Source organism: Psychrobacter sp. H8-1, assembly GCF_904846575.1.
GTDB classification, from domain to species: domain Bacteria; phylum Pseudomonadota; class Gammaproteobacteria; order Pseudomonadales; family Moraxellaceae; genus Psychrobacter; species Psychrobacter fulvigenes.
Genome location: NZ_CAJHBG010000001.1, coordinates 2,063,244 through 2,086,457 on the forward strand (window position 1 = coordinate 2,063,244; position 23,214 = coordinate 2,086,457).

Annotated in this window: 16 protein-coding genes, 1 pseudogene and 2 riboswitches; of the genes and pseudogenes, 8 read left to right on the plus strand and 9 right to left on the minus strand. The window is 44.1% G+C overall.

Annotated elements, in window-relative coordinates; genetic code table 11:
* Positions 1–46 precede the first annotated feature (46 nt).
* Positions 47–2,427: pseudogene (locus JMY01_RS08340) on the plus strand (FdhF/YdeP family oxidoreductase).
* A 193-nt stretch (positions 2,428–2,620) separates the two neighbouring features.
* The gene (gene fdhD, locus JMY01_RS08345) at positions 2,621–3,655 is read left to right on the plus strand and encodes a formate dehydrogenase accessory sulfurtransferase FdhD (RefSeq protein ID WP_201575126.1); all 1,035 of its coding nucleotides are present in this window, start codon (positions 2,621–2,623) and stop codon (positions 3,653–3,655) included.
* 311 nt (positions 3,656–3,966) lie between these two features.
* Here the strand turns inward: fdhD and JMY01_RS08350 are convergent, their stop codons facing one another.
* From JMY01_RS08350 to JMY01_RS08375, 6 genes are all read right to left on the minus strand, one after another.
* Entirely contained in the window at positions 3,967–4,401 is a 435-nt protein-coding gene (locus JMY01_RS08350) for an outer membrane protein assembly factor BamE (protein ID WP_201575127.1), read from the minus strand.
* Positions 4,402–4,483: 82 nt separating this feature from the next.
* Positions 4,484–7,552, minus strand: a complete 3,069-nt coding sequence (locus JMY01_RS08355) for a YadA-like family protein (protein WP_201575128.1) — start codon at positions 7,550–7,552, stop codon at positions 4,484–4,486.
* A gap of 837 nt (positions 7,553–8,389) precedes the next feature.
* Positions 8,390–9,622, minus strand: coding sequence for a VWA domain-containing protein (locus JMY01_RS08360; RefSeq protein WP_201575129.1), 1,233 nt, complete (start codon positions 9,620–9,622; stop codon positions 8,390–8,392).
* An 11-nt stretch (positions 9,623–9,633) separates the two neighbouring features.
* Positions 9,634–10,500, minus strand: coding sequence for a MoxR family ATPase (locus JMY01_RS08365; protein WP_201575130.1), 867 nt, complete (start codon positions 10,498–10,500; stop codon positions 9,634–9,636).
* 226 nt (positions 10,501–10,726) lie between these two features.
* Positions 10,727–11,533 (minus strand): hypothetical protein, encoded by an 807-nt coding sequence (locus JMY01_RS14125; protein ID WP_227677774.1) that lies wholly within the window; start codon positions 11,531–11,533, stop codon positions 10,727–10,729.
* Positions 11,534–11,841: 308 nt separating this feature from the next.
* Positions 11,842–12,162 (minus strand): YcgL domain-containing protein, encoded by a 321-nt coding sequence (locus JMY01_RS08375; RefSeq protein WP_201575131.1) that lies wholly within the window; start codon positions 12,160–12,162, stop codon positions 11,842–11,844.
* 359 nt (positions 12,163–12,521) lie between these two features.
* A riboswitch (glycine riboswitch) is annotated at positions 12,522–12,649 on the plus strand.
* Positions 12,650–12,691: 42 nt separating this feature from the next.
* Positions 12,692–12,847: riboswitch (glycine riboswitch) on the plus strand.
* 170 nt (positions 12,848–13,017) lie between these two features.
* Here JMY01_RS08375 and gcvT point away from each other — a divergent pair.
* The 6 genes from gcvT to JMY01_RS08405 all read left to right on the plus strand — a co-directional run bounded on the left by gcvT (position 13,018) and on the right by JMY01_RS08405 (position 20,568).
* Positions 13,018–14,193, plus strand: a complete 1,176-nt coding sequence (gene gcvT / locus JMY01_RS08380; RefSeq protein WP_201575132.1) for a glycine cleavage system aminomethyltransferase GcvT — start codon at positions 13,018–13,020, stop codon at positions 14,191–14,193.
* A 152-nt stretch (positions 14,194–14,345) separates the two neighbouring features.
* Positions 14,346–14,726, plus strand: a complete 381-nt coding sequence (gene gcvH / locus JMY01_RS08385) for a glycine cleavage system protein GcvH (protein ID WP_201575133.1) — start codon at positions 14,346–14,348, stop codon at positions 14,724–14,726.
* Positions 14,727–15,129: 403 nt separating this feature from the next.
* The gene (locus tag JMY01_RS08390) at positions 15,130–15,882 is read left to right on the plus strand and encodes a nitroreductase family protein (RefSeq protein WP_201575134.1); all 753 of its coding nucleotides are present in this window, start codon (positions 15,130–15,132) and stop codon (positions 15,880–15,882) included.
* A gap of 117 nt (positions 15,883–15,999) precedes the next feature.
* Positions 16,000–18,894: an aminomethyl-transferring glycine dehydrogenase gene (gcvP, locus tag JMY01_RS08395; RefSeq protein WP_201575135.1), complete on the plus strand. Its 2,895-nt coding sequence runs from the start codon at positions 16,000–16,002 to the stop codon at positions 18,892–18,894.
* A gap of 171 nt (positions 18,895–19,065) precedes the next feature.
* On the plus strand, positions 19,066–19,773 hold the full coding sequence (locus JMY01_RS08400; RefSeq protein WP_201575136.1) for a triacylglycerol lipase: 708 nt from the start codon (positions 19,066–19,068) through the stop codon (positions 19,771–19,773).
* Positions 19,774–19,893: 120 nt separating this feature from the next.
* Entirely contained in the window at positions 19,894–20,568 is a 675-nt protein-coding gene (locus JMY01_RS08405; protein WP_201575137.1) for a triacylglycerol lipase, read from the plus strand.
* A 17-nt stretch (positions 20,569–20,585) separates the two neighbouring features.
* Here the strand turns inward: JMY01_RS08405 and JMY01_RS08410 are convergent, their stop codons facing one another.
* The 3 genes from JMY01_RS08410 to JMY01_RS08420 all read right to left on the minus strand — a co-directional run bounded on the left by JMY01_RS08410 (position 20,586) and on the right by JMY01_RS08420 (position 23,065).
* Complete coding sequence (locus tag JMY01_RS08410) at positions 20,586–21,908, minus strand: HRDC domain-containing protein (protein WP_307781398.1); 1,323 nt, start codon at positions 21,906–21,908, stop codon at positions 20,586–20,588.
* Between the two features lie 128 nt (positions 21,909–22,036).
* On the minus strand, positions 22,037–22,630 hold the full coding sequence (recR, locus tag JMY01_RS08415; RefSeq protein ID WP_201575138.1) for a recombination mediator RecR: 594 nt from the start codon (positions 22,628–22,630) through the stop codon (positions 22,037–22,039).
* Between the two features lie 105 nt (positions 22,631–22,735).
* Positions 22,736–23,065 (minus strand): YbaB/EbfC family nucleoid-associated protein, encoded by a 330-nt coding sequence (locus JMY01_RS08420; protein WP_201575139.1) that lies wholly within the window; start codon positions 23,063–23,065, stop codon positions 22,736–22,738.
* Positions 23,066–23,214: the final 149 nt, after the last annotated feature.

Below are 23,214 nucleotides of genomic sequence, written 5' to 3' on the forward strand. Positions count from 1 at the left end.
TATAGTTGGCATATTAGTCTATCGTCATTTATTCATGAGGTCTGTCATGCGCAAAATCCCTGTCTACTCTCACCCTGCTGCCGGTTGGCCTGCGCTGATATCCTCTACTCGTAAACTGATGGATTATCAGACTTTTTTGCGCGGCAGTTTAAGTGTGCTCAAAAGCAACCAGCCTAAAGGGGGGTTCGATTGTCCGGGCTGCGCTTGGCCAGATCATAAGTCACATAAGTCCATTGATGTCTGCGAAAACGGCATCAAAGTCATCGCTAGTGAGACCATGTCAAAAAAGGCAGATGCCCAGTTTTTTGCGCGGCATACCGTCACAGAGTTACAAGGATGGTCAGGCTACGAGCTTGAGCACAGTGGCCGCTTGTCAGAGCCAGTCTATTATGATGCGACGCAAGACCGCTATGTACCGATTTCTTGGGCAGCGGCATATAAGCGTATCGCTGAGCAATTAAGACAGCTTGATTCGCCAGATGAGGCGTTATTTTATACCTCAGGCCGTGTCACCAACGAGCCAGCCTTTATGTATCAGTTATTTGTACGCTGTTTTGGCACCAATAATTTGCCAGATTGCTCCAACATGTGTCACGAGCCCACCTCAGTAATGCTTGGTAGACAGTAGGCATTGGTAAAGCAACCGTGAAATTAGAAGACTTTGAGCAGGCCAAGCTGATATTAATGTTTGGACAAAACCCTGCGACCAATCACCCGCGCATGCTTGAAATGCTCGCTCATGCTCACGAGCAAGGCTGCCGCATTATCTCGATAAACCCCATGCGTGAGCAAGGTTTGAGTAAATTTAGAAATCCGCAAAAACCTACCCATATGGCAGCAGGTCAAAGCGACAACGTGGTTGATGATGTCATTCAAATCCAAATCGGCGGTGATACCTCGCTGTTGACGGGTATTGCCAAGTGGCTGATTGAAAACGATAAAATTAATAACGACTTTATTGCCACCCATACTTCAGGTTTTGAGCCATTAAAGCAATGGCTGACAGAGCAATCATGGGCAGATATTGAGCTCGGGTGCGGTATTGCTCAAGCAGAAATTATCAATCTTGCAAAATTGGTAGCGGCAAGTCCAGCCACGATTTGTACTTGGGGTATGGGCATCACCCAGCACGTACAAGGCGATGATAATGTGGCGATGATTACCAATTTACTACTACTGATGGGTATGATCGGGATTGATGGTGCAGGCGCCTCCCCAGTTCGTGGGCACTCTAATGTGCAAGGCGACCGTACTATGGGCATTCATGAGCATCCTGCCCAAAGCCTGCTTGATAGTTTGGAGCGTGTCTTTGAGCGTCCAATGCCGCAAGAAGATGGGTTTGATGTCGTCTCTGGCGCCAAAGCGTTAATTGCTGGTAAGCTTAAAGTCTTTATGGCTATGGGTGGTAATTATGCGGTTGCAGCACCTGATACCAGTGCCATTCAACAGGCCTTGACCACTACCCAACTCAATATCTTTGTGGGCACTAAGCTCAATGAGACCATGCTGTATCCAGGTGCAAATAACTTGATCTTACCTTGCTTAGGTCGTACCGAACGCATAGTCACTGCTAAAGGCGAGCAGTTTGCGACTATCGAAGACTCTATGTGTCAGATAGTACCTACTCAGGGCAGTCTTAAGCCTGTTAGTGATACATTAAAGTCTGAAGCGCAGATTGTGGCAGACATTGCCACCCATGTGCTTGGGGCTGATTCATCTATTCCTTGGCAAGCGATGAGCGAGGACTTCGATGTTATTCGTGATTACATCGCCCAAGCGATCGACGGGTTTGAGAACTTCAACGAGCGTATACGTGCTACTGAGCGTGGCTTTCATTTATATCATCCAGCGCGCCATCGGGTGTGGAATACCGACAGTGGTAAAGCACAGTTTGAAGTGCCGCAATACCCAATTACTTATGTCGCAGCGCAGATGGCAGAGACAACCTCAGCCTTTAAAGACAATACGAGAGCAACCAATAGTACTGATGCTCAGGGCATAGCCCAAAAGAACAGTCAAAAAGTTTGGCAATTAACCAGCGTTCGTAGTCATGATCAATTTAATACCATGATTTTTGGCTATCAAGATCGCTATCGTCAAACCAATCGCCGTGATGTCCTGTTTATGCATCCAGATGAGATGAGCCGCTTAGGTTGGCAAAAAGGCGATAGCGTTATGGTATCGCGTCAAGCCAGTTCAAATAGCGCAAACCATACAGACAGCACAGAGCAGTCTCGTACATTGGGTCCACTGATATTGACTGAGATGGATATCGCCTCTAATGCCGTAGCAGCGTACTATCCTGAATGCAATGACCTATTTGATCTAGACACTCATGCGCCAGACTCCCACATACCGGCATACAAATCAACGACCGTTGTTTTGCAAAGAGTAAATAGCAATACAGGAGTCACTGACCCTGCATAAGCGACATAAACGAGCGATTAAATAATACCACTTCCAAAAATGAAAGGAAAGCGGAACACTTGCGCAAGTACTACACCTAGTAGGCTTAACAAGTTTGACACCGTTAATCGCACTTTTCGGGTTTGGTATAATGATGACTTAAAAGGATAATGGTCATAACCATACCCATGATAATACGATACGATGAGCCGTGATGATAGCTGAAGATAGTACTGAGTATGACGCAAGATATAGCGATCAATGCTTGGCAGATAACCTGATAGACAAGGTGTCAGAGACTGTAGAATCGTCTACGATACCCCTTGCGCGTAAACATATAGCGCAAAAGCATTATTACGCATCAGATAAGCAGGGTCATCATAGTGGTACTCAGATCAATATGGAATGTAAGCAAGCCAGTTTGGCCGTGGAAGCAGCGGTAGCTATTATTATCAATGGTATTCACTATGCGGTATTGATGGCCAGTCCTCACCAACTAGAGTATTTAGCCGTCGGCTTTTTGTTTAGTGAAGGTTTGATCGAGCACAGTCATGAACTACTTGATTGGGAAGTGACCCAGCTGACCGATAGCGCAAGCTATCAACAGTTTACGCAAGACTCCTTTGCGCAAGATTCAACGAATATGAGTCTTGAATCAACAGTCTTTGAACAAAGCTTAGAGCAACTACAAGATTATGATATTTATGTGGTGGAGCTGATACTGAACCAACGCTGCCATCAGCGTATCCAAGCACAAAGGCGTCAGCTTGCTGGTCGCACAGGATGCGGTATGTGCGGCATCACTGGACTGACACAGGCATTACCTGACCTAAATGCTTATGCTCAAGATATACAAAAAGTCAAAGCAAACACTCCAAGTCTTAATCATCTATTATCGATACGGCAACAAGTGGATAGCATGCAACATATACATCAATTGACAGGTGCCGTGCATGCTGCTGCAACGATGCATAGTCAACAACTGTATCTGTTTGAAGACGTAGGACGCCATAATGCGCTTGATAAGCTTATCGGCTGGCAACTGCGAAACAAGGTGGATATCGACTGTGTCCTTATGACTTCTCGCCTCTCTATCGAGCTGGTACAAAAATCTATTCGTGGTCGCATACCCTGGTTGGTAGGTATGTCTGCCCCTACCAGTACGGCGGTGCGTGTGGCTGAGAGATATAACTTGGGCTTGGCTGGATTCTTACGTAATGACAGAGTGACTTACTACTCAGGTAATTAAGATATTCAGTTCGAAAGAATATATATAGTTAACACACTTTAAAATAGATACAGTGCTGTTGGTATTAGTTTTTCGCAGCCTCTGTCAGCGTAGGCACAGCACGCAAGGAAAACGAATGCCAGCAGCACGTGACATAGAGCGTGATATTTTTATTCAGGATTAGCTATAGTTGATTCACTTTATAGATATTTTGTTTTGTGTTCTAATATTAGGATTTTTCATTAAAAAAGATCGAGATACTTAATATCTCGATCTTTTTTTCTTGCTTTAAAATTATAACTCTTAGCTAAATATCGCTACTAAATCAGCGCTCAATTTTTGGCATACTGACCACATGATGCCGGTTGCCAATAAAACTCAGTAGCTTGGAAGCTATCACCACGAAGTTTTCCTTCATAACCGTTATCAAAGATGATTTTATAAAGGCAAGTTTCCATATTGTTATTGTCGTCATAAAACTTGAGGATATAATCCCATTCGCGAGCATTAAACCCTTCTTGGAAATGCGGTGCGCCAATGACTTGATAAATCTCTTCTTTTGTAGAACCAACTTTAATCTTAGCAAGATCCTTTTGCTCAGCGACTTTTCCAGCTTTTTGCCATGCTGAGTTTTGATCAGGAAAGACTACGTCTTCGGGACTGACAGACCCATGCTGAGCACCAGGGCTCAAATGCCAAGTACAACCCGTTGCAGCGAATAACAGAGCGGTAGCTAGCAGTCCATGTCGATATATAGATACTTTCATTTTTATTCCTTAATATGTCATGAGTGATTTGACAGAGCCTGCCTGTTTGAGCACAGGCAGTGTCATAATACTTTTGGTTGAATTAAAAGTGGAAGCCTGCTCCGATAGCTCCGCCAGCATTACCTTGAGTATCTGCTGTACCATTTATCTTCATCACCCACCGACCATTGTCTGAGACTCTCGAGACACCAATAGCAACGGCACTTTCACCATTGTATGAGGCAATACCGCCACCTATCATGGATTTACCAGGTATATAAGCCTGTGGCAGTGAAGACATCGCCATTGCTGCTGAGATACCTGCATTCGCATCGTCTTCAACATCGTCAATTCTATAACCTAACGAGTTGACTCGATCATCAAGTTTTGAGTCCATATTAGCGAGCTCGCTATTGATCAACCTATCAATCGTATCGAACTGATTGTTGAGCTGTCCTCTATTCACAGCATCAGTATCCTTAACACCGTCAGCGACTCCAGTAATCACTTTGCCACCCGCATTAATGCCGTCAACTGTCATACTAGGGCCACCTGCGATGGTGACACCATTATTGTTAATTGTCGTATTGCCAGCGACAACGCTACCAGTTGTCACACTGTCGACATTAATGTTGCCATTTAAATCAAACCTAATACTGCTACCCACCGTAGTGGTTGTGATGTTATTACCACCTACAAAACCAAGTACGCTATCATCACCTATAGGCTTATTGATATTGTTACCATTATCAGCACCAAAGTTGAGACCAGCAGTTAGCTTATCAGCATTATTTTGGATGTTGGTAGTATTGGTTTCGATCTTTTGATTGATCACAATACTACCTTCTTCGATAGAAGTAACGACGTCATGTAACTGTCCACCATTTACCGCATCCTTACTATCTGCTGCGACAGTACCATCTGCAACGCTAGTAATTTTATTACCTGCTACATCAACTTTGGTTTTAGTAAACGTTGGGCCTCCATCAATGGTGAGACCATTAGTATCAAGAAAGCTGTCACCTGCTTTCACGCTCTCTATGACGAGCTCTTTATTCAGCTCAAAAGATATATCATGACTACTTGCATCTTTAGATACTGCAATATTGGTATCCTTACTATTGAAGTCAACTGTATCCGTGGGTTTCACGGTACTGACATTGCCGCCTTGAGCGCTGATATCCCAGCCTTTATTGGCTGTGTCTGCACTGTTTTTGACTGCATTTAGTTGCTCAACATTTACAGCATCCATATCATCTTCGCCAGCTGCGACATTGATGATTTTATTACCACCGTTATTTAGGCCGCTGCTACTAAGCATGACCGTTTTATCTACACTGCCCTGACTGATGAATGTAAAGCCGTCTTGATTCATTAGGGTATTGCCTATCATAAAGCGACCGTTTTCACCAAGATCTATATTTTCGGCCAGCTTAACATTGAGGTTACCATCAGCATCAGCGACCACGCCGATATTATTATCAGTTAATTCAGTGGCACCACCTTTGATAGACAGCGTTTCACCAAGCTGACGCTTAACGATGACATTGGTATTATCACCTGTAAAGCTCAAACCTTGGCCTATAGTACTGTTAATATTACTGTTTACTTGTGACAGCTGCTCTTGAGTAGCCGCTAGACCGTTTTTATAAGTCTTAGTCTCATCAAATGTTGTGTTGGTCAATCCTGAGACAGTGCCTTTTTTACCATTTATCTTCACTGGGTTTTTAGTACCGATGTTGACTACATCGTTAAGGGCTAGCTTAATTCCATCATTGGTAGATAACGGCGTAGTGGTTAGGTTGGCGTCCGTATCAAACTTAATCTCTTCACCTAAGGCAAAGGTTTTCTTGTGCGTGTCATTCACATTGAATTTGATACCACGATTGATGGTGGTGTTGATGTCGGTATTCACTTGTGACAATTGCTCTTGAGTAGCCGCTAGACCGTTTTTATAAGTCTTAGTCTCATCAAATGTTGTGTTGGTCAATCCTGAGACAGTGCCTTTTTTACCATTTATCTTCACTGGGTTTTTAGTACCGATGTTGACTACATCGTTAAGGGCTAGCTTAATTCCATCATTGGTAGATAACGGCGTAGTGGTTAGGTTGGCGTCCGTATCAAACTTAATCTCTTCACCTAAGGCAAAGGTTTTCTTGTGCGTGTCATTCACATTGAATTTGATACCACGATTGATGGTGGTGTTGATGTCGGTATTCACTTGTGACAATTGCTCTTGAGTAGCCGCTAGACCGTTTTTATAAGTCTTAGTCTCATCAAATGTTGTGTTGGTCAATCCTGAGACAGTGCCTTTTTTACCATTTATCTTCACTGGGTTTTTAGTACCGATGTTGACTACATCGTTAAGGGCTAGCTTAATTCCATCATTGGTAGATAACGGCGTAGTGGTTAGGTTGGCGTCCGTATCAAACTTAATCTCTTCACCTAAGGCAAAGGTTTTCTTGTGCGTGTCATTCACATTGAATTTGATACCACGATTGATGGTGGTGTTAGTTGCATGAAGCTGACTACCATTGACAGCATCGGTACTGGTTTTACTGACTTTACCGCCTGCCACATTTTTAATTTGTCTTTCAAACCCAGCAGAACCAACTGATACTTGCGCACCAGGCATTAGGGTGTTGTTGTGATATAAAACGTTGCCAGCGATTTTATAAGTTTCCCCACCGACAGTCATGACTTTCTCAGAAGTAGCAGCGCTATCTGTTCTTGAACCAGCACCAAGCGCGACTGATCCATGTTCAGTCGCGAAAGCTCCTGCACCAAAGGCCGAGGATGCAACACCCTTACTTCTAGCATGTGTCCCCACAGCAGTAGAGAGCACACCATCAGCTTGAGCATGTTTGCCTATAGCAATAGCGTAATAAGGATTGGCATTGGCATTTATACCGCATTCTACTGAAGTCATACCTACACAAAGAGGCACAGGAGGAGCTGCGTTTGCTTGAATACCAAAACCAGCGACCATCATCCCTATTCCAATCGCACTTGAGCGCAGAATACCTGTAGAAGAATGCTTAGAAGTAGTGTTTATTCTAGCGTTAGAACTTACGCTAGACTTCGACGACTTACCACGTGCCTTCGCATATTCTGCGACAGCAGTGAAGCAGTTAAGAGCGTTGTTCCATATGACTTTATAGTTGCGATTCATAACATATACTCCAGTATAGATCTATTAGATCCAAATCAAAAACCTATGATATAGAGAGTCAAAATTACGATATGAAACGAGCTGTAAGCTTAGATGATTTGAAACTCTAAGCTTCAATATAATTCTTATTAAGGTTTAAAAAATGCAGCATCTTGTTTAAATTCGCCTACCTCTCTATATATATTCATATTACAGGATATTTATGAAAACAGACAACACCGTTCAGCAGCCATTAACAACCGTTCGTCATATAACTATCGATTTTTTTCGATTAAATTTACTATTTTCTTTTTATGCTCTATGTATGATTTTTGGTTAATAATAGTCATTTATCATATGAATAACAGATAAATATAGATAATAACTCTGCTTAAATAGCAACCCCTCACCACAGTTGTTACTAAAAATACTATATATTACAGTAACTTATAAAACCATCATTAGGATTTAACTTAAGTAACTCGTATCTTCCATAGTTATGGACTATTATAAAGTATGAATATCTTAAGATATCATTCAACTTTCAATCTATAAATTCAAATAATACAAATCGAATTAAGTTCATAAAAAACCAGTGTTGAATTAAGCTCCTGCAAGTCTAGTCATGATTGCTATCAAGACTTAACGATAGGATTATTGATAGACATTCTTGTAACACCTGCGCGACCAGAATGGTTGGTACAAATTATTTTGACTCTTATTTATATATATCTTTAGGTCAAATAAGCTAATAAAAAAGCAGCCACTATTGATATAGTGGCTGCTTTTTTATGTTAAATAAACTCAGAGCACTCGCACAAATATACCAGCGCATGGTTATTCAGTATCGACTAACAACTAGCGTGCTAAATAGGCTGTCATGTCTTCTATCCCATGTAATGTCATCGGATACATGTGATTATCAACCAACTTTTTTATCTCGACGATCGTCTGAGTATATTGCCAATAAGCTTGGTTTTCAGGATTTAGCCAAGCGACCTTGTCAAAATGATCAAGGACGCGCTTTAGCCACACTACGCCAGCCTCTTTATTCATATACTCAACACTACCACCAACTGAAAATAGCTCGTAAGGCGACATCGATGCATCACCTACGAAGATTACTCGATACTCACGGCCATATTTATTTAGCAGCTCAAACGTTGGCATAGGCGCACTATGACGACGATTATTGTCCTTCCAAACATAATCGTAAAGACAGTTATGAAAGTAGAAAAACTCAAGTGTTTTAAACTCATTTTTAGCCGCAGAGAACAGCTTTTCTAACGATTCTATATGGACATCCATACTACCGCCCACATCAAATAGCATCAGCACTTTGACACGGTTACGGCGCTCAGCCTGCATATGAATATCGAGTACACCCTTTTTGGCAGTATGCTTGATGGTCTCATGTATATCTAGCTCATCAGCGCTACCTGTGCGTGCAAATTGGCGCAGATTACGCAATACCATTTGAATTTGTCGGGTGCCAAGCAGATTATCATCGTCAAGATTACGGTATTTACGCTGCTCCCAGACTTTGACCGCGCTGCGTTTACGTGACTCTCCGCCCACGCGTATACCTTCTGGGTGATCGCCATAAGCGCCAAACGGCGAGGTGCCACCTGTGCCAACCCACTTACTGCCCCCTTGATGACGCTCTTTTTGCTCTTTGAGACGCTCTTCTAAAGCTTTCATCAACTCTTCAAGCGAACCGTACTTTTTTAGCAGTCGCCGCTGCTCCTCTGTTAGATTCTTTGGGTCAAGCTTTAAGTCGAGCCACTCTTGGGGAATATCAGTGAGCTTTGCCATCAGCTCATCGATATCTAAGCTATCGACTCCCTCAAAATAATCTGCCATTGCCCGATCAAATTTATCAAAGTGGCGTTCGTCCTTGACCATACACAGACGAATAAGGCGATACATATCTTCCCGACTGGCAAAATCGCGCAGCTCTGGGTCATCTGGGTATTCAGGATGCGGCTGCATCATCAAACCCTGCTCAAGGGCAGCGTTTAGATCAAGCAGCTCGCGAGTACTCACAGGCACACCGTAAGTACGTAAGGTATAGAATAGTTTGATAAACATAGTGTTTAACCTTAACGACGCATCATATTGGCAAAACGCTGTAATAAGTTGACATCGGCTTCGTTTTTCAGCAGCGCACCATACAGTGGCGGAATAGACTTTTCACCGCGTAAGTTCTCTTCCAACTCTTCTTGTGCCATATCATCAGCGAGTAATAAGGTTAACCAGTCAACCAACTCTGAGGTTGATGGTGGCTTTTTGAACCCTTGAATATTGCGTAACTTATAGAAAATGTCGAGCGCATCATTGACCAGTTTTTCTTGAATATTAGGGAAATGCACGTCAATGATTTGACGCATGGTATGCTCATCAGGGAAGTCAATATAATGGAAAAAACAGCGACGCAAAAAGGCATCTGGCAGCTCTTTTTCATTGTTTGAAGTAATGATCACGACTGGGCGCTGCTCGGCAGTAATGGTCTCACCAGTCTCGTAAACGTAAAAAGACATTTTATCGAGCTCATGCAGCAGGTCATTAGGGAACTCGATATCTGCTTTATCCACTTCATCAATCAAGAGCACACTGCGCTGATCACTGGTAAAGGCTTCCCAAAGCTTACCAGGTTTGATGTAGTTGCCGATCTCATATACCTTATCATCACCCAACTGCGAATCCCGCAAGCGCGATACTGCATCGTACTCGTACAGCCCTTGTTCAGCTTTGGTCGTGGATTTGATATGCCAGGTAATAAGCGGCATACCTAAACTTGCGGCCACCTCCTCTGCCAATAAGGTCTTGCCTGTGCCTGGCTCACCTTTGATCAGCAGTGGCTTTTGTAGCGTCATCGCCGCGTTGACTGCCAGTTGCAGATCATCAGTAGCAATATAGCTATCTGTACCCGTAAAGCTTGGTTTTGCGATGTTATTTTCAGTACTCATGGTTAAGTCTCAATCAGTATTATTAGAAGATATAGAGGATCAATACAAAAAATGATGGTTTAGGTTAGCACAGCCCTACTGAATGCCAAAATACTCATGCGTTCGCAGTTAACTAGAGCGCGTTCTAACAAATCTTAAATATTTTCAATGACTTTAAGTTAGCGTATCGCCATAAAAAAAGACACTCATAGGTGTCTTTTATCTTTATATAACTATAGTGTGCAGATTACAGCTTTTTATCAGTTACTTCTTTAACAGGTGTGGTGGTGTTAGTAGTATCAATAGGTTCATCAAGCGCTTTACTGACAGGCTCGGTTGGTTTTTCTAGGGCAATTGGTGACGCCAAATCAGCCTTGCTATCAACGGAGCTTGCAATCGAGCTTGGCTTCTGCAAACTTACTTCAGACTCCTGCTTGGTTAGCTGGCTACTCTCTGGTGGCGCTTTCACTTTTGAGTTTTTAGCTGCCAAGACTTCTTTTACCAAGTGCTTACCACTCTTTTTTTCTGAGCTTTTTTCTTCTAACGCAGCTTCTTTTTCTAAATAATTCCCTGTCGCCAGTTGCATATTTGCTTGCGCATCTTCCTCAGTACTGCGACGCGCCTTGTCCAGGCTTGATTCAAATGCCCCGCGGATGAGCTGCCAGACAAAACCAACAAATAACCCGACGACCAATACCACCAAAATGGGTAAAGAGTTGGCAACCGCCCCAGCGATGTCTTTCATCATAATCGCATAGACAACACTGATACTGGCTGGTGCTATTTGACTGGGATCACCGAGCGCTGTGCCTGGAGCAAGTAAGACGGCAAATATCACCATCCAGCTCATACCACCCAATGGACGCGGCATCATACGCGCGACCAATATCCATAGTAGCAGTACGATAGTACTACCACCAAGATATGCATACATAGGCAGATCAGCGGGTGGCACACCCTTCACCATCTGACTCCACCAAATAATAATCTCGCCGAGAAGGTCGCTTATTTTATCTAATGGTAAGCTTTGTAAGATACTTTTTAACCAGTCCATGCGTGTTTAGATACCTGCGTTTATAGGTCGCGCGCGACATTGATATGGCTTAGCAAGTCAGTCATCCGAGCATCCAACAAGGTTTAACTTTGATGGGTTAAGGTTGCTAGATAACGCTGAACGTGCACGCTTGATAAGTAGCTAGTTTATCACGACTTTATAGTAAAAGGCATATTCACCTTTTATCGAGAGGCTTTTTTACGTGGGCTTTTGGTAGCCGTTTTATACAGACTCAACTATCAATCATCCCTGCCTCGCTCCCTTCACTAGTAGCGGTTTAGTGTTGTGAAGCATGACTCTACTCATAATCAGTCGTAAATATTATCTTGAGCTTCACGAGCACGTAGCTCAGCCTGTCGGCGCATGACATCCTGCGGTGGCATTTGGACGAAGTAACCTTGTGATTGTAATTTTGCCAACACCTCCTCCTTGTCAACGCGCGCAAGCTTGGTAGTCTCTGTAAGGTCTAAATGCATGACAAACTTGCTAACTCCAAGCCCTGCTCGAAAATCTTTTGGCAACACACCTAACCAATCTTTAATCTCATCGGTATCATCAGGATAGTCAGGACGAGCGATGTACACATACATGTCGTCATGTTTGGGAAATTTATAAATATCACAATGCATAAGGCACCCTATCTCATACTAAGAATTAAAAAATGTGGATTATAACAGTCTTTCAAAACACTTAAAAACAACTCGAACATAACGAGATAATAAGACTAGCACGGTTTACTGCACTATCTATAGTGGCATTTGGTTATGGCTTACTAGACAAGCTTACCGTTTCATACTCTCTTGCTCTATGGCTACTACCGTAATTAATTAGTAGTTCTGGCTAATATTCTTACAACTACTCTTATTGATACAATGATGAGAATTGGACTTATAAACGGCTAAAAACAGTGATTTGGTGGCTTTTTATAAAATTATTGACATTAATCCTGTAGATGACTTGTAAAAAGCGTGTGAACCTTTCATAATAAAAGTGTTTTTCAGGAGAGAGTTTTTTGACAGCAATGCGCGTTTATTAAACGCCACTTATACTGTCATACAACCACCGAAGGCGCATCCACCCTGCCAATCGCTCAGGTAAAAGGACTGAAAGACACATGCCTGCTATGTTTATCTGCTGACGCGATAAACTATATCACTGCATAACAAATCTGGAGAGCGGTAAGGACGAACGACGCCTTATCCACCGAAGGGGAGAAAACACGACGCTATAGGTTTTGAGCTCATATTGAGTACATAGCCTTTAATATACAGCTATCGTGTTGAAAATCTCAGGTCACAGGACAGATGGGGCTTTTGCTTAAACCGACGTTTGGCGTCTGTTTGGCACACGGCTTTGTTTTTTTTGTGGCACCTTTTAGCGCAATGTCTGCACCCTGCATACTTGCTTCTCGCTACTGTTACGACGCTTATCAAACACCGTACTTATTCTACTTGGTGCTGATAACGTCTACATAAGGATTTGTTATGACCGATACCAATTCTCAAAATACGAATACTCAAGCCCCTCAGCGTACTCCTTTATATCAGTCTCATGTCGATAGTAACGGCAAGATTGTGGACTTTTCTGGTTGGGAATTGCCGATTCATTACGGCTCACAAATCGAAGAGCATGAAGCCGTCCGTACTGATGCAGGGATGTTCGACGTCTCACACATGGTCATCGCTGATGTCAAAGGCAGCGACGCCAAAGCATGGTTACAAAAACTGCTCGCCAATGACGTCGACAAGCTTAAGACCGTCGGTAAAGCTTTGTACTCTCCTATGCTCAATGAGCAAGGTGGCATCATTGACGACCTCATTGTCTGCCTATCCACTGCAGATGAAACCGAATACCGTATCGTCTCAAACGCTGGTACTCGTGACAAAGACATTGCTCACTTCCATAAGACTGCTGAAGGCTATGATATCACCATCACTGAGCGTACAGAGCTTGCCATGCTAGCCGTCCAAGGCCCGAATGCCGTCGCGAAGTTGACGCAGGTTAAGCCTAGCTGGGCTGACATTATCGCTGAGCTCAAGCCTTTTGTTGGTGCTGATCTGACTGATCTCGAAGGGTCAGATTGGTTCGTCGCACGTACTGGCTACACTGGCGAAGACGGCGTCGAGGTGATCATGCCTGCTGATGATGCGGCCGCTTTCTTTGAGCAACTAAAAGCTGCTGGCATCAAGCCTGCTGGACTTGGCGCACGTGACACCCTACGTATGGAAGCAGGTATGAACCTGTATGGCCATGATATGGATGAGAGCGTCAGCCCTTATGAGTGCAACATGGGCTGGACATTGGCATTAAAAGACGAGCGTGATTTTATTGGTCGTGAAGCACTGGTTAGCAAGCGTAAACAAGCAAAAGAAGACAATACGGCGATGAAGCAAGTCGGCCTATTGCTGACCACTCGTGGCGTATTACGTGAAGGCATGGAAGTGACTATTAACCAAGGCGCTGACAATGAGCAAAAAGGTCTCATCACCAGTGGCACCTTCTCTCCTAGCCTAAAATACTCTATCGCTATCGCTCGTGTACCTGCTAGCCTATCAGATGACGATAATGTACAAATTGACTTACGCGGTAAAGGTAAGTTCGTTGATGTCCGCGTCCTTAAGCTGCCTTTCGTCCGTAACGGTAAGCAGCAGTTTGATTAATTTAAAGTAGATTAATTTTAGTATTGACTACCTGTAACGAATACTGTTTTATGAGGGGTTAATCGAGACTTTCGTTGTCAACTTATGACAACTTCGGTTAATCCTAGCCTATCATTGGCATTTGTGATTTTTTATCCTCAAAGGAGTACTTCATGAGCAATATCCCAGCAGAACTAAAATATATCGCTAGCCACGAATGGCTTCGCTTAGAAGACGACGGTACTATTACCGTTGGCATCACTGACCATGCTCAAGACCTATTGGGTGACGTAGTCTATGTTGAGCTACCAGAAGTTGGTGACACTATCGTAGTAGACGATGAAATCTCAGTGGTAGAGTCAGTAAAAGCCGCCTCTGACGTCTATGCTCCTATCTCAGGTGAAGTCGTTGCGGTTAACGAAAGCCTTGAAGACGATCCTGAAATCATCAACTCAGACCCATACGGTGAAGGCTGGTTCTTTAGAATGAAGCCTGACAACATGGCTGACTACGAAGCGCTATTGACTGCTGAAGAGTATCAAAGCGAGCTGTAATCTCAAAAGCATTAATGCTTTTAAGTAATATTGATTGTTGAGAATAACTGCAGATATTAGCATCCGCTGATGTCTGCTTATATTTACGATAAATAAGATCTATTGAACATTCAAATATTGGGACTGCCAGTACCTCATTTGAATCTTCAATAGACCCTAACCTAATTCAAAATCTCGAATCACTGTCGCATCATTCTATTCATGCCACGCTGCCACTGCCTGTTTTTATTACCCTTTATATTAATTATTGCTACGCCTTGGAGTCGTATATGAATCAAGCAAATACTTATACCCACTCTACAGATACGATCAATATACATAGTGTCGATAAACTTAGTATCAATAAGTAAAATACCGATAAACAAAGTATCTATAAACAAAGTAACTATATGAGCAATAAAAAATGAGTAAGAATAAAGTAGACAACACAGCAACGCCTGAGCATACACCGCAGCTACAAGCGTTTCGTGAAGTTGTAGAATCGCGTCGTTCAGTACGCCGCTTTACCGATACGGCTATTCCTGATGATGTGCTTGCAGAATGTCTACGCTTGGCCATGCTAGCACCAAACTCTAGCAATTTGCAGCCGTGGGAGTTTTATGTGATTGACAGCGCAAACAGTCGCAAACGTGCTATCAAAAATTGCATGAACCAAAACGCCGCAAAAACATCTGCGCGCTTAATCGCTGTGGTGGCACGTACGGATAATTGGCATGATAATGCCAAGCAGGTGTTACGTGAGTATCCAACCAATCCTGTGCCCAAAAAAGTCAAAGACTACTACACCAAGGTCGTCACGTTGGACTTTTTGCGTGGACCAGTAAATGTGGTGTCCGCCGCCAAATGGGGTGCTATTCAAGTGATTAGACGCGCTAAAGGGCCAATTAAGTCCCCTTACTATACTTTTGATGATGTCAAAAACTGGGCGACTAACAATACCGCGCTTGCCGCTGAAAACTTAATGTTGGCTCTGCGAGCACATGGTTTTGATAGCTGTCCAATGGGCGGCTTTGATGAACCTGCCATGAAAAAACTGCTCGGCCTTGGCGATGACCATCATGTGGTGATGATGATTGGTGCAGGCGAGCGTGCTGACAACGGCATCTATAGTGAACAGTTTCGCTTCGACCAAGATCAATTTGTCCATTACGTTTAGATTTATATTATTGATATAGCTGTACCTTTTTAAAAACTTTTTTTATTAGGGTCTGCTTTATAAACCTTGTTCTCACAATACTTACTGTCTTTTTCATCGACTCTATTAAGGAATGTCATGACTATCTCTCAAAACCCGACGCTCGACACCTTTGAAGGTTTATTTAACGAAGCGGAATTCGTCTATCGCCATTTAGGCTCTAACGATACCAAGCAAGCTGCCTTGCTAAGTGCCATCGGTTATAAAGACATGGACAGCTTTATTGACAATACTGTCCCTGAGCCAGTGCGTATGCATAAAGAGCTAAATCTGCCTTTGGCGATGAGTGAACATGGCGCACTCGCCAGACTACGCGCGATGGCGGACAACATCACCGTCAATAAAAGCTATATTGGTCAAGGTTACTCGCCGGTACGTATGCCTGCCGTCATTCAGCGCAACGTCCTAGAAAATCCAGGCTGGTACACCGCTTATACCCCTTATCAAGCTGAGATTGCTCAAGGTCGCCTTGAAGCACTATTGAACTTCCAACAAGTTTGTATCGATCTGACTGGCCTCGAGCTTGCTGGTGCCTCACTACTAGATGAAGCAACTGCAGCCGCTGAAGCCATGGCAATGTCAAAACGTATGAGCAAAAGTAAATCAACACAGTTCTTTGTCGATGATCGCGTATATCCACAAACGCTAGACGTCATCCGCACTCGTGCCAAGTATTTCGGTTGGGAAGTCGTGGTTGGTGATTTTGAAACGGCTAAATCTGGCGATTTCTTCGGTGCACTATTCCAGTATGTCGGTAAAGAAGGCGATGTCAAAGACTTAACCGACGTGATCAGCGCTGTTAAGAAAAACAAAACCTATACCTCAGTTGTCAGCGATATTTTGAGCTTGGTATTATTAAAATCACCTGCTGATATGGGTGCAGATGTGGCGTTAGGTAGCACGCAGCGCTTTGGTATTCCTATGGGCTTTGGTGGTCCACATGCCGCCTATTTTGCTTTTTCTGATAAAGCCAAGCGTTCAGCGCCTGGTCGTATCATTGGTGTCTCAAAAGACGCGCAAGGTAATACTGCTCTACGTATGGCGCTACAAACGCGCGAGCAGCATATCCGCCGCGAAAAAGCCAACTCAAACATCTGTACCTCGCAAGTATTGCTCGCCAACCTAGCGGGTATGTATGCCGTCTATCATGGCCCAACGGGCGTTAAGCGTATCGCAACCCGTATCCATGCGATGGCTACCGCTTTTGCTGAGGTGATTAGAAACAACAGCGACTCATTGAGTGTGGTACATGATCAATTCTTCGATACCGTCGTCGTTGATTGCGGTTCAGAGAAGCTGGCCACTCAAATCTTCGAAAATGCAGATAACGTTGGCTTTAACTTATGGCGTATTAACCATACTAGAATCAGTGTTTCTTTCAGTGAAGTGAGTGATCAAGAAGACTTCAACGTCTTGACTCAGCTGTTTGTCAATAAAGCACACAACCTACCTGCCTCTGCGACTGTTTCACTCAATACAGAGCATCTGCGCACTGACGACATTTTAACGCATCCAGTGTTCAACTCACATCATACCGAACACGAAATGCTACGCTACCTAAAGACCCTTGAAGACAGAGACTTGGCGATGAACCGCAGCATGATCTCCTTGGGTAGCTGTACCATGAAGCTGAATGCGACCAGTGAGATGCTACCAATCACATGGCCTGAATTTGCCAATGTGCATCCCTTTGCGCCGCGTGACCAAGTCACTGGCTATATCTCTATGATTGATAGCTTACAAGAGCAGTTAAAAGCCATTACTGGCTTCGATGAGATATCCATGCAGCCAAACTCTGGTGCATCAGGTGAATATGCAGGTCTGCTCGCTATTCGCCGCTATCATGAGTCGCTTGGCGAGACGGACCGTGACATTTGCTTGATTCCCCAGTCAGCACACGGTACCAACCCTGCGACCGCAATCATGATGGGTATGCAAGTTGTGGTGGTCAAAACTGACGAAAATGGTAACGTAGACATCGATAACCTAACTGCTAAGTGTGAAGAGCATAGCACGAATCTAGGCGCTTTGATGATCACTTATCCATCAACACATGGTGTGTTTGAAGAAGGCATCCGCCATATCTGTGACCTCATCCATAAACATGGTGGTCAGGTCTATATGGATGGCGCTAATATGAACGCACAGGTTGGCATCATGCAGCCTGCTGAAGTCGGTGCCGACGTGTTGCATATGAACTTGCACAAAACCTTTTGTATTCCCCATGGCGGCGGTGGCCCAGGTATGGGTCCTATCGGTATGCAAGCGCATCTAGCACCCTTTATCGCCAACCATACTATTAGCCCTGTGCATAACGCGCAAAACGACTGCTCAGCTGTATCAGCTGCGCCTTATGGCTCAGCAAGCATTTTACCAATCTCGTGGATGTATATCGCGATGATGGGACGTGACGGTCTACTTGAAGCGACTAAGCTTGCATTGTTGAATGCCAACTATGTGGCTGACAGCTTAAAAGACCACTACCCTGTTTTGTACACGGGTAAAAATGGCCGTGTGGCGCACGAATGTATCATCGATATTCGTCCGCTAAAAGAAGAGACTGGCATCACTGAAAGTGATATCGCTAAGCGTTTGATGGATTATGGCTTCCACTCGCCAACCATGAGTTTCCCAGTAGCAGGGACTCTGATGATTGAGCCAACGGAGTCTGAATCAAAAGAAGAGATAGATCGCTTTATCAATGCTCTAAAATCTATCAAAGCTGAAGCCATGAAAGCCAAAGCTGGTGAAGATGGTTGGACGTTAGAGGACAACCCTCTAGTTAATGCGCCACATACTGCAGCAGTCATCACTGCTGATGAGTGGACACATCCGTACAGCCGTGATGTTGCGGCATTCCCACTACCGTATATACGTCAGAATAAGTTCTGGCCTTCGGTTGGCCGTGTCGATGATGTCTATGGTGATAAGAACCTAATGTGCTCATGCCCAAGTATCGAAAACTACATGTAGTCCTCGATACTGACAGACGCAAACTCTGATCTGTCATAATTTAAAGAAAAACCTCCAAGTCAGCGATGATTTGGAGGTTTTTTGATATGGTCAGTATAATTACTAATAATTAGAACGCTATACAGCCATTAATTCTCAAAGCCATACCAACACCCCATGGAATGAAATATCATGCTTACCAGCCTATTCTCTAGTAATACGCCGCCAACAACAGAGCATGATGCCTCAGAGCCCTTCGTCGTCTTAACTCACGGACTGCACCAAAATGCATTGTATATGGAGTTTTTGGCCAAAAAACTGCAAATCAAAGGCTTTCATCCTTTTAAGTTTGATTACGATAGCTTGGGTGAAACGCTTGACCAGCATAGTGACAACTTAAATAATTGGCTGGAAAAAAACCACGATCCAAATATAGCCATTAATATGGTTGGGCATAGTTTGGGTGGTCTGGTGATCAGAGATTTTATTGCCCGCTATTCACAATGGGAGATTGGCCGCTGCGTCACTCTAGGTACGCCTCACATTGGCAGTATCAAAGCAAAATACATAAAGGACTTGATACCACCTCTGATTGGTAAATCCTATGAAAAATCCTTAGATGGCAACATAGCACCATTGAAAGAAGGGGTTTGCATGGGCGTCATTGCAGGTAATGTGCCCAATAACTTTAGCCAAGTTGTTTTGATGTATCATGAATATCAGGCCAACTTGACGCTCGATGAACGCGAGCATGATGGGGCCGTTTTTGTTTACGAGACCCAGCTACCCAACGCTGCAGACCATATTACTCTGCCTGTCTCGCACATGGAGATGTTGGTAGATGACAGTGTCGCCTATCAGACCGCTTACTTTTTAAAGTATGGTAAGTTTGAGAGATAGTTTTTTGTACTGCTAAGGCTCATCATATCGAAGGCGCTGTCTATGTCAGCACTTGATTTGGCACGTTTTGTTTGCTTTACTGATCAATAAATTACTATTACATAGCCATTGGACAACCGCATGAGCCAAAAAAACCGCCTGATTCTTATTCATGGTCTGCATCAAGCGCCCTTTATCATGCGCCCAATGGCAAGACGCATGCAAGCACAAGGGTTTGATACTTATCAATATGGCTATCGCAGTATGCGTGATGGCATCAAGACCAATAGCGCACGCCTCAATAACTGGCTTGAAGCCAATCACCATCCTGACCAGTTGCTAGACTTGGTGGCGCATAGCTTGGGCGGCTTAATTGTTCGTGATTTTATTTACAATTATCCACAGTGGCAGATTGGTCGCTGCGTGACGCTCGGCACGCCGCATAATGGCAGCGTCTGCGCGGATTATATTTGGCAACTCACGCCAGCGATCGTCGGCAAGTCATATGAAAACGCCTTAGATGGCACTGCTGCGCCACTGCCTGAGCATATTGATTTAGGAGTGATTGCTGGCAATAAGCCCCAAGGGTTGGGACAGCCATTTTTGCACTATCATAACCGCAAACTACGCAAATCAGGTACGGCACTGTCTGATGAGCTGCTCGCCCACGATGGCACTGTCTATGTCTCTGAGACCAAGCTTGACGCTGCTAGCGACCATCTCATCATGCCTGTCACCCATACGGGTATGCTTATCAATAAAGATGTCGCTTGGCAAACAGCGCATTTCTTACAGCATGGACAGTTTAAACGCTAGCTGATAGTCAGACACCGCTAACTCCTGATGCCCATGCCCTGCTGTAGCTCAGTTTTATGCACTTCAATCACTGGAATAAGCGTTTGTGTCACCCACTCATAGCGCCAACCCTGCAAACCTTGTGGCATGTCTGCTAGATCTTTATCAAAAGCAATGACCTCATAAAGTTGCCCAAGCCACTTTTTGCGCATCAGCACATTGGCTGGGACACCGAGCTTCTCAGCCTGCTCATCAATCGCTTCCTGCACTGCCTTTGACAGCACTTTGTTTTTTGAGCGATAAGGCGGTAGCGGCGGTTCTGGATATTCAACAGGCGCAAGCGCTTTGGCGTCTTTGATGACTTTTAGCAGCTCCTCACCATATAGTCTGAGCATACTACGGTGCATCGTGGTTTTGTGCGCAAGCCCACGCATACTCGTCGGCTGCTCAGTGATAATCTCCCGCACCGCTTGTTTTTTGATGACAAAAGTACGCGGCTGATTGGTCGCACGAGCCAATTCCTCACGCCAAGTCGCCACTGACTTTAGTACTGCCATTTGCTGCGAGGTATAACGATAATCTGCCATGGTCAGATATATGGCATCATCTGCGACATGCTGCGATTGATACAGCTCATGAGCATAAAGCTGACAGTCTTCCCATACATGGTCATACAGCCCTTGCGATTTCAGTGCATACTCAATACTGAGATACAGTGCGGGTAAATAGCGCACATCATCAATCGCATATTGCTCCTGCTCATCAGTCAGTGGACGCTGTAGCCAATCAGACAGACTGTGTTCTTTGTCAATGTGCATATCCAACTGCTCATCGAGCGCTTGCTGATAGCCCATTTGTAGCTGACCTGTCAAATAAGACAGTGCAATCTGGGTATCAAAAATATTGGTCAATGGAGGACAGCCAGATAACAGGTAAAAAATACCCAGATCTTCTCCGCAAGCATGCCAAATAGCAATATCAACTTCGGTCAGTGCCTGCCATAATTCCTCTAAACGCAGCTGCGGCGCATCTAACAAATAAATATGGTCACCAATATTTAACTGCACTAAGGCGAGACGCGGATAATAAGTATCACGCTTGATAAATTCAGTATCAAGTGCCACCCTCCCGCAAGTCTCTAACGCATCAATCACTTCATCCAACTGGCTTTGCTCTCGCACCCACGTGATGGCGACTTCATCCGCAATGTCTAATAATGCATCGATATCAGGCTCAGCAGGTAACATTGCCTCGTTTGTGTTTGTCGCTGTTTTTCCCTGCTGTTCTTGCATAGAATCAGCAGGCTGAGCGTATGAGGAAGAGTCAGATTGAGTATTTATATTGGATAAAGGGTCAGACACGGGCAGATACCTGCATAATTAAAAGAAAAGAAAGCGCTAACAAGAGCGCCTAGATAAAAGACTGAGCTTTCAGTCTACAGTGATTTCCAGTCTACAAAAGTTTCATTGAATGGAGAAACCATGACAGATCATAAGAAAGAGCGGTTTTGCATGGCTTGCCCAAGGGTCATGCTATCAAGGTATTCAAGCTCGCCGCCCATGGGCACGCCTTGTGCCAAACGGGTGACTTTTTTAACATGGCGACTCACCGCTTCGCTGATAAAGTGCGCGGTGGTCTGGCCTTCTACAGTGGTACCCGTTGCCAGTATCAGCTCCTCGACAGGCTCCTGTTTGACACGCCATACCAATTGATCAATATTTAAATCATCAGCACTGACACCGTCAATAGGTGACAGATGTCCCCCTAGGACAAAATAACGTCCGCGGTAGCCTGCCGTTTGCTCAATAGCCATCACATCCGCTGCGGTCTCAACCACGCATAGTAACCCATCGTCACGCCTTGGATCTTGGCATAATGGGCAGATAGCGTCATCACTAAAGCTATGACAGCGCTGACACTCTACGATATCACGCATCGCCTCATCAAGCGCTTGTGCAAGCGCCATGCCTTGTGGGCGTTTTTTGCTAAGCAGATGCAGCGCCATACGTTGAGCACTTTTTTGGCCAACGCCAGGCAAGATACGCAATTGTTTCACCAGATGATCAAATTTGGCTGTGAGCAAAGTTGCTTCCTTTATCTATAAACCGTAGCTATAAAAATGGGGTCGCATCCTATAGATAACAACCCCATTATTGTCTTCAATATACAGTACTTACCATAAAAATGCTTAGAACAGGCCTTGCATACCTGGTGGTAAACCCATACCTGAAGTCGCGCCAGCCATCGTTTCTTCGTACAGCTCATCCGCTTGACGCACCGCATCATTAATCGCAGCTGCGATCAAATCTTCGATCATATCAGGCTCATCTTCAAGCAAGCTTGGATCGATGGTCAAGCGTTTCACTACATGACGTCCAGTCATGGTCACCTTTACCAAACCACTACCCGACTCTGCCTGAACTTCTTTATTGGCTAGGTCTTTTTTGGCGTTTTCAACGTTTGCTTCGACTTTCTTTTGCATCGTTTGTGCTTGCTGCATCAGTGCTTGAATATTCATAGTTGCCTCTTTGCATTTTGGAGTAATGAGTCATTAGTAATAACGTCATTTTTAATTAATGTAGCTAACTAACATAGCTAATTAACGTCGCTTTCATGTGTTATTAGCATGCATTATTGGCATGCGTTGACAGCGATTATACAGTCATC

What these genes read in the sequence shown, in the direction of transcription:
- JMY01_RS08360 (WP_201575129.1), bottom strand. Translation starts at nt 9,622, where the DNA reads ATGTTTATCAAACTATTCTATACCTTACGTACTTACGGTGTGCCTGTG.
- JMY01_RS08355 (WP_201575128.1), bottom strand. Translation starts at nt 7,552, where the DNA reads ATGAATCGCAACTATAAAGTCATATGGAACAACGCTCTTAACTGCTTC.
- JMY01_RS08390 (WP_201575134.1), top strand. Translation starts at nt 15,130, where the DNA reads ATGAGTAAGAATAAAGTAGACAACACAGCAACGCCTGAGCATACACCG.
- gcvT (WP_201575132.1), top strand. Translation starts at nt 13,018, where the DNA reads ATGACCGATACCAATTCTCAAAATACGAATACTCAAGCCCCTCAGCGT.
- gcvH (WP_201575133.1), top strand. Translation starts at nt 14,346, where the DNA reads ATGAGCAATATCCCAGCAGAACTAAAATATATCGCTAGCCACGAATGG.
- JMY01_RS08420 (WP_201575139.1), bottom strand. Translation starts at nt 23,065, where the DNA reads ATGAATATTCAAGCACTGATGCAGCAAGCACAAACGATGCAAAAGAAA.
- JMY01_RS08405 (WP_201575137.1), top strand. Translation starts at nt 19,894, where the DNA reads ATGAGCCAAAAAAACCGCCTGATTCTTATTCATGGTCTGCATCAAGCG.
- JMY01_RS08350 (WP_201575127.1), bottom strand. Translation starts at nt 4,401, where the DNA reads ATGAAAGTATCTATATATCGACATGGACTGCTAGCTACCGCTCTGTTA.
- JMY01_RS08375 (WP_201575131.1), bottom strand. Translation starts at nt 12,162, where the DNA reads ATGCATTGTGATATTTATAAATTTCCCAAACATGACGACATGTATGTG.
- JMY01_RS08400 (WP_201575136.1), top strand. Translation starts at nt 19,066, where the DNA reads ATGCTTACCAGCCTATTCTCTAGTAATACGCCGCCAACAACAGAGCAT.
- gcvP (WP_201575135.1), top strand. Translation starts at nt 16,000, where the DNA reads ATGACTATCTCTCAAAACCCGACGCTCGACACCTTTGAAGGTTTATTT.
- JMY01_RS08365 (WP_201575130.1), bottom strand. Translation starts at nt 10,500, where the DNA reads ATGAGTACTGAAAATAACATCGCAAAACCAAGCTTTACGGGTACAGAT.
- JMY01_RS14125 (WP_227677774.1), bottom strand. Translation starts at nt 11,533, where the DNA reads ATGGACTGGTTAAAAAGTATCTTACAAAGCTTACCATTAGATAAAATA.
- fdhD (WP_201575126.1), top strand. Translation starts at nt 2,621, where the DNA reads ATGATAGCTGAAGATAGTACTGAGTATGACGCAAGATATAGCGATCAA.